Raw genomic sequence first — 6,082 nt, forward strand, 5'->3', positions numbered from 1 at the left:
CAATCCACACAGATGGACGGTCCGATGGCCGCCACCAGCTCCTCCGGGCGGCTGTTAAAATGTTCCTGCATATATCGTACCATACAAGCTCCCATTCCCGCTACCGTTCCTCTCCAGCCGGAATGCGCCAGTCCGATGGCCCTGTGTACCGGATCCACGAAATACAGAGGAACACAGTCTGCATAAAAAGTCACCAGTGCGATTCCGGGGATATCCGTAGCCAGACCGTCTATATCGTCATAGACCGATGGTCTGGTGATCCCATTTCCGGCATCTGCTTTCGTCACCAGATGAATATTCGTGGTATGGGTCTGTTTCGATGCCACCATATGTTCCGGGTCTGTTCCCAGTACTTCACCAATCCGTCTGTAATTCTCTCTGACACATTCCAGGTCATCTCCTCTGGAAAAACTCAGGTTCATAGTGGAATAGATTCCGTTGCTGACACCACCGGTCCTTGTGGTAAACAGATGTTCCACCACACCGGTCTCTTCCAGCTTCGGGAATACCAGATACTCCAGTTCCCCTTTTTGTCTCTGCTGTATACTGTCTGTGTCTCTGCTGTCTGTTCTGCTCAATGGATACATGTTTCTAACTCCTTGCACTATAATGATGCGGAAAAGCATTTGGAATCCAGTGAAGTGCCTCCCCCTGGATTGCCACCACATCATAGCGCACCCAGGTATCCTCCCCATAATGATGCAGATAACGGTAATAATCCGCAACTCTGCAAATGGTTCTCTGTTTCGCCGTTGTCACGGCCTCCGCCGCATTTCCCTTTTCATCACCGGAACGGTATTTCACTTCCACAAACACAAGATATTTTCCGTCTCTGCCGATAATGTCGATCTCACCGTTCCTGCCTCTGCGGAAATTCCGTTCCAGGATACGCATTCCCTGTTTCTCCAGATAGTCCGCAGCCATCTGCTCATATACATTCCCCGTCTGTCTGGTATTCAACCCTTATGTTTTCCCCCGTTTGCCACACTTTCCTTTACCATGCGGTGATCCACAGCATCCACAAATACCAGAATCTCCGCCACCACTTCATACAACTCCGGCGGGATCATCTCGCCGATGTCCAGCCGGGACAGTGTATCCGCCAGCTTGTCATCCCGATGGATCGGCACACTGCTCTCCTGGGCCTTCTCTATGATCTTCTCCGCCAGAATTCCCTTGCCGCTGGCTATGACTCTGGGTGCCTCATCCGAGGGATCGTATTCCAGTGCTACGGCCTGTTTTACTTTCTTTTTCTCGTCATTCATTCTGTTTCCTCTATGGCCTTCTTAACATACATGGTTTCAGCCGCACAAAACATATACGTTTTCTCCGTGCTGCGCACTCTCGAAATCGTAACAATCATTCGTATTCCGGACTATCGTCCTGCATACTCATGTTTGTCCGCTCCTCTCATAGGAAACATCCGCTGCCTGCTAGCAGTCACGTCTGTTTCCTATGGATGAGCTATGTTCTCACATCAAAGGCATATTGTGCTACCGGAACACTTCCTTCTGTCTTAAGAAGCGGTGCCATGGCCTGCGCCGTCTGCTGTAATTCGGTACGCAGTGTTGTCTCACATTTACAGTCATAGCCTCTTTTTTGCAGCCGCTCTGTCAACACATCCATATTAGCCTCCAGATAATCCAGAATTGTGTCATTCTGTACATAAAATTTTGTGCTGACTTTGGTATCTTTCAGAGTCACATACACATCAAGCGGTCCCAGATGTTCCATATCCAGATGTAGCAGTGCGCTGACCTGTCCGTCTTTTCTGGCAAGATTTTTCTTGTTGGTATATACGAACAGTTCTCCCGTCTTGTGCTCTCCCTGCCGTAGATGCAGCGGCAGCTGGATATAGGCATAGGTCTGGTTGATCTGTTGCAGGAAATCCACGTTCTGGCTTAAATTCGTCACGTTCTGATAAGCACTTGAACCACGCTGTCCGTTTTCTTCCAAAAGATTACTCAACCCCTTCAACTGTTTTCCCAGCTTCTGGTAAAGTTCCTCCACCTTCTCCGGAGATTCCACATCCTCTGGTTTTATGCTCCACCGATCCGCCAGGAGTTTTGCCGGAAGCTCTGCCACTTTGGAATTATGGAGAATACTGCGCAGCAAGGGAATATCTTTCGTCTCCAGCCCCTGCTTTAACAGTTTCTGCAGATTCTGCAGCTGTGGTGCCTCCTGTGTTTTTTCTGCACCGGGATTTTCTTTTATCGTCTGACCGTTGCCCGATGCCGTCTCCGTCGGTTCCTCTATGATGGTCTTCTGCCCCGGCACAGCTTCCGGTGCTGTTGCCGAAGGCTGTACTGGCATCTGTTCTGCCTCTTCCGAGGTCACTGTCACATCCACGCCAGGCTCCGGCAGAGGTCCCTCGGTCTGTTGTTGTCCTGTTACCGTCTCTCCGGCCGCATCTTCGAAAGCCAACAGTTCCAGAACCTCACTGTAGATTGTGGCGGCCTGCTCTATGTCTCCGCTCTCTACCAGCCCCTGCAGCATATTTGTCAGACTTTCTCCGGTCTCTGCGATTCCTGCTGTCAGCTGATGTGTCAGATTGCGATAGGATGCCATCTGTGTGATATTTTCCTCCGTCACCGGAAGTTCCACTCTGTGAAGATTCACGAGATCCAGAATCTCCGCATCCGGGAACGCATTACTTTCATGCCAGATCTGCTGCAACGTATTCTTATCAATAGGAAGCCCCGCATCCATCAGTTGTTTTGTCATGGCTACCGTATTCTCGTTCACCGGCAGCGATGCCATATCCAACGCTTTCAGTACGGTTCCTTCTGTTGCCATATTGGTAAAAAGAGGACTCAGATTCAGTGTCTGCCCGTTATTTTTTACCTGAAAGGTAATGTTCTGCCCCAGTTCCAGACGGATATCCGCATCCACTTTTGCATCCACCAGGACATCCTGCAGCAGACGGATCTGCGCATTATTGCCCTCCCTGGAGACCACCTCTCCTCTGAGGGTCTGCCCGGGAACCAGTGCACGGATCTGCCGGTTTACCTGTTCGGTATTCGCATTATTTGGAGTCTGTACTCTGCTGTTATCCGCTATTTTATCCTGTGAGAACCATCCTGTCAGCTTCATATTTTCTCTCCCGGCACGCTAAAATGCCTTAAAATCCGAAATTTTTGATAAAGCTGTGTCTGTGGATCGGAGTCGGTCCATACTCCTTCAGTGCCGCAATATGTGCCGCACTGCCGTACCCTTTGTTGGATGCAAAATCATACTCCGGAAACACATCGGCATACTGCTCCATCAGACGGTCCCTGGTCACCTTGGCCACAATACTGGCCGCACCGATAGAAATGCTCTTGGCATCGCCCTTGATGATCGGCACCTGTCGGATCTCCACTCCGGGAATCGTCACAGCATCGTTCAACAACAGATCCGGTGCCGGATCCAGTTTGCCGACAGCCTCCCGCATGGCCTCATAGGTTGCCTGTAAAATATTGATCTCATCGATCCGCTCCGGAGAAGCATAGCCCACTGCCCAGGCCACCGCTTCCTTCGTGATCACATCGTACAGCTCTTCTCTCTTTTTTTCGGATAACTGCTTGGAATCATTAATGTATAAAATATCACAATCCTTCGGCAGAATGACAGCACCTGCCACTACCGGTCCCGCCAGAGGACCTCTTCCCACTTCGTCAATTCCGCAGATATAGGTATATTGTGCGTATTCTTTCTCGTATTTTTTCAGATTCTCGATCCGCTGACGTTCCTTTTCCAGAGCATCTATCTTTTTCAGTGCGCCAGACACCAGCTTCTGCACACCGCTTCTGGGATCATTCTCATATTCTGCTATAAATTCAGGCAGCTTTTCCATTGAAGCTGCCTGTAATATTTCCTTGATCTTTGCTGCACTTTCCATTTGTTTATCCCCATTTATGGTTATTGATGTTGTAATACACCGAAATCAGAAACCGGCCAGATCCGGAGCCAGGCTTTTCCGATGATATTTTCTCTTGTTATGTTACCCACCATATCCGTACGACTGTCGCTGGAATTGTTGCGGTTGTCTCCCATGACAAAATATTCATCATCCCCCAGTTCAATGGGTTCCGCCGCCCGGCCGATGGTCTCCGGTTTTATGACTTCCATGCCGTAGTTCTCTTCCAGCTTTTCCCCGTTGATGTAGATACTGCCATCATCCATGATCTGTACCGTCTCTCCCGGCAGTCCGATGATACGCTTGATATAATAGGTGTTGTCCTGGAATTGAAACGGGAAGACAATGATGTCAAAGCGTTCCGGATCATGAAAACGATAGCTTAACTTATCCACGATCAGATTATCCCCGTTGTGCAGGGTATTCTCCATGGAGGCTCCCTCCACTTCCGTACGCTGTCCTACAAAGGTGATCACCAGCCATACCGCTCCCAGTACACAGAGCAGGTAGATCGCTGTGTTTAATAATTCTCTCATGATTCTGTTCATCTGTCTATATCCTCTCCAGTGTTATTCGTCCCAGCTTGCCGCTCCGGAAATCATCGATCAGGATGCCGGCGGCTTTCCCCAGATCCAGTTGTTCTCCCTTTGCATAGCATTTGCGGCTCTCTGCCACTGCTTCCAGTATCTCTATGGGCTTGCCCGCAGGATCTGCCTCGTAGCGTTCCTGCAAAGCCTTCGGATAAAGCTCTTTGATGGCTCCGATCAGATCACAGGCCAGTTCATCTGGAATTAGGATCTCATCGTTCATGGATCCGATAAATGCCAGACGCATTCCTACCTGCTGGTCCTCGAATTTGGGCCACAGGATACCGGGGGTATCCAGAAGTTCCAGTCCTTTATTCAGACGGATCCACTGTTTTCCCTTGGTCACACCGGGTTTATTTCCCGTCTTGGCGCAGGCTTTTCCCGCGAAGGAATTGATAAAAGTGGATTTCCCCACATTTGGGATTCCCACTACCATAGCACGTACCGGTCGATTTACGATGCCTCGCTTTCTGTCACGTTCAATCTTCTCCTTGCAGACTTCCTGTACCAGCCCCTGGATCGACTTGATTCCCATACCGGTACGGGAATTGATTTCCAGTACACCCATTCCCTGATTTGAAAAATACTCGACCCATTTCTTATTCCACACCGGATCTGCCAGATCTGATTTATTCAACAAAATGATACGGGATTTACCTTTTCCCAGTTCATCGATATCCGGATTCCTGCTGCTGATGGGGATTCTGGCATCTACAAGTTCAATCACCAGATCGATCAGCTTGATATTTTCCTGCATCATACGCCTTGCTTTGGTCATATGACCGGGATACCACTGATAATTCATTTTTCTATTCTCCTACCATACTTTCTATTTGATAAAGCCGATGCCATCCGTCCCGGATTTTAAGTGGAACCAGGCTTTGCCGATCATATCGCCCTCCTCCACCGGTCCGATATTGGCGGATCTGCTGTCTTCGCTGTTATTCGGGTTGTCCCCGATGCAGAAATACTCCTTGTTCCCAAGGATAATCTCGTTTTCCGCTATACCCGCATCCAGGATCCGTTCCGTCACCCATTTGCTTTCCTGCCCGTTGACATACAGAGTTCCGTCCGCGATCCTTACCTTGTCTCCCGGCCCTGCCACAACACGCTTGACATAATAATGGGAATTTTCATTGCCATTCGGCAGAAATGCTACTACGTCTCCCGCCTTCGGAGAAGATAAAACATACAGAAAACGGTCAATAAATATCTGCTGTCCATTCTCCAGTGTCGGTTCCATGGACATGCCCACAACTCTGGTGGACTTTCCCAGAAAGATAACCACCACTGCAGCCAGAAAGACTGACAGTGCAATGCCGAAGATCCAGCTGAAAATTTCCCTGAGCAGTTCCTGACTGATCTTTTTCTTTTTTTTATAAAAACTTAGTCCCTTATTTCTCAATGTTCTGTCCTATCTCGCATAGTGTTTACAAGTCTCAGTGTACCATATCCGTATTCCTTTTTCAAATAAATATAAAAGGCAGCTGTCAGAAACAGCTGCCCCAGACTGTAGACAAAGCTCCTTCCTGTGAGGGAGCTTTTCTTGTGTCATGACTGCAAAAATTATGTACTTACAAGCATATAAGAAGTAGTG

At 48.8% G+C, this 6,082-nt stretch carries 8 protein-coding genes; all 8 read right to left on the reverse strand.

The genetic code is table 11. The annotated features are described in order from the left end of the window. Positions 1-587: purine nucleoside phosphorylase YfiH/LACC1 family protein (locus OCV96_RS13030; RefSeq protein ID WP_262594688.1), on the reverse strand; the 587-nt coding region annotated here is incomplete at its 3' end. A gap of 4 nt (positions 588-591) precedes the next feature. Beyond that, a complete protein-coding gene (locus tag OCV96_RS13035) occupies positions 592-960 on the reverse strand; it encodes a YraN family protein (protein WP_119623664.1) in 369 nt (122 codons plus the stop codon). Continuing rightward, positions 957-1,265 (reverse strand): EscU/YscU/HrcU family type III secretion system export apparatus switch protein, encoded by a 309-nt coding sequence (locus OCV96_RS13040; protein ID WP_117466456.1) that lies wholly within the window; start codon positions 1,263-1,265, stop codon positions 957-959. The genes OCV96_RS13035 and OCV96_RS13040 overlap by 4 nt, the downstream gene beginning before the upstream one ends. Before the next feature lie 199 nt (positions 1,266-1,464). Beyond that, positions 1,465-3,093: a flagellar hook-length control protein FliK gene (gene fliK, locus OCV96_RS13045; RefSeq protein WP_262594689.1), complete on the reverse strand. Its 1,629-nt coding sequence runs from the start codon at positions 3,091-3,093 to the stop codon at positions 1,465-1,467. Positions 3,094-3,121: 28 nt separating this feature from the next. Further along, positions 3,122-3,880 (reverse strand): ribonuclease HII, encoded by a 759-nt coding sequence (locus OCV96_RS13050; protein WP_262594690.1) that lies wholly within the window; start codon positions 3,878-3,880, stop codon positions 3,122-3,124. A gap of 20 nt (positions 3,881-3,900) precedes the next feature. Then, the gene (lepB, locus tag OCV96_RS13055) at positions 3,901-4,446 is read right to left on the reverse strand and encodes a signal peptidase I (RefSeq protein ID WP_227064534.1); all 546 of its coding nucleotides are present in this window, start codon (positions 4,444-4,446) and stop codon (positions 3,901-3,903) included. A gap of 4 nt (positions 4,447-4,450) precedes the next feature. Continuing rightward, the gene (ylqF, locus tag OCV96_RS13060) at positions 4,451-5,290 is read right to left on the reverse strand and encodes a ribosome biogenesis GTPase YlqF (RefSeq protein ID WP_117466452.1); all 840 of its coding nucleotides are present in this window, start codon (positions 5,288-5,290) and stop codon (positions 4,451-4,453) included. A 24-nt stretch (positions 5,291-5,314) separates the two neighbouring features. Then, positions 5,315-5,890, reverse strand: coding sequence for a signal peptidase I (gene lepB / locus OCV96_RS13065; protein ID WP_022313015.1), 576 nt, complete (start codon positions 5,888-5,890; stop codon positions 5,315-5,317). Between the last annotated feature and the right edge of the window lie 192 nt (positions 5,891-6,082).

Source organism: Waltera acetigignens, assembly GCF_025567015.1.
GTDB classification, from domain to species: Bacteria; Bacillota; Clostridia; order Lachnospirales; family Lachnospiraceae; genus Acetatifactor; species Acetatifactor acetigignens.

Excerpts from the sequence above, each read along its gene's own strand:
- OCV96_RS13040 (WP_117466456.1), bottom strand. The coding sequence starts at position 1,265 with ATGAATGACGAGAAAAAGAAAGTAAAACAGGCCGTAGCACTGGAATAC.
- fliK (WP_262594689.1), bottom strand. The coding sequence starts at position 3,093 with ATGAAGCTGACAGGATGGTTCTCACAGGATAAAATAGCGGATAACAGC.
- OCV96_RS13050 (WP_262594690.1), bottom strand. The coding sequence starts at position 3,880 with ATGGAAAGTGCAGCAAAGATCAAGGAAATATTACAGGCAGCTTCAATG.
- lepB (WP_227064534.1), bottom strand. The coding sequence starts at position 4,446 with ATGAACAGAATCATGAGAGAATTATTAAACACAGCGATCTACCTGCTC.
- ylqF (WP_117466452.1), bottom strand. The coding sequence starts at position 5,290 with ATGAATTATCAGTGGTATCCCGGTCATATGACCAAAGCAAGGCGTATG.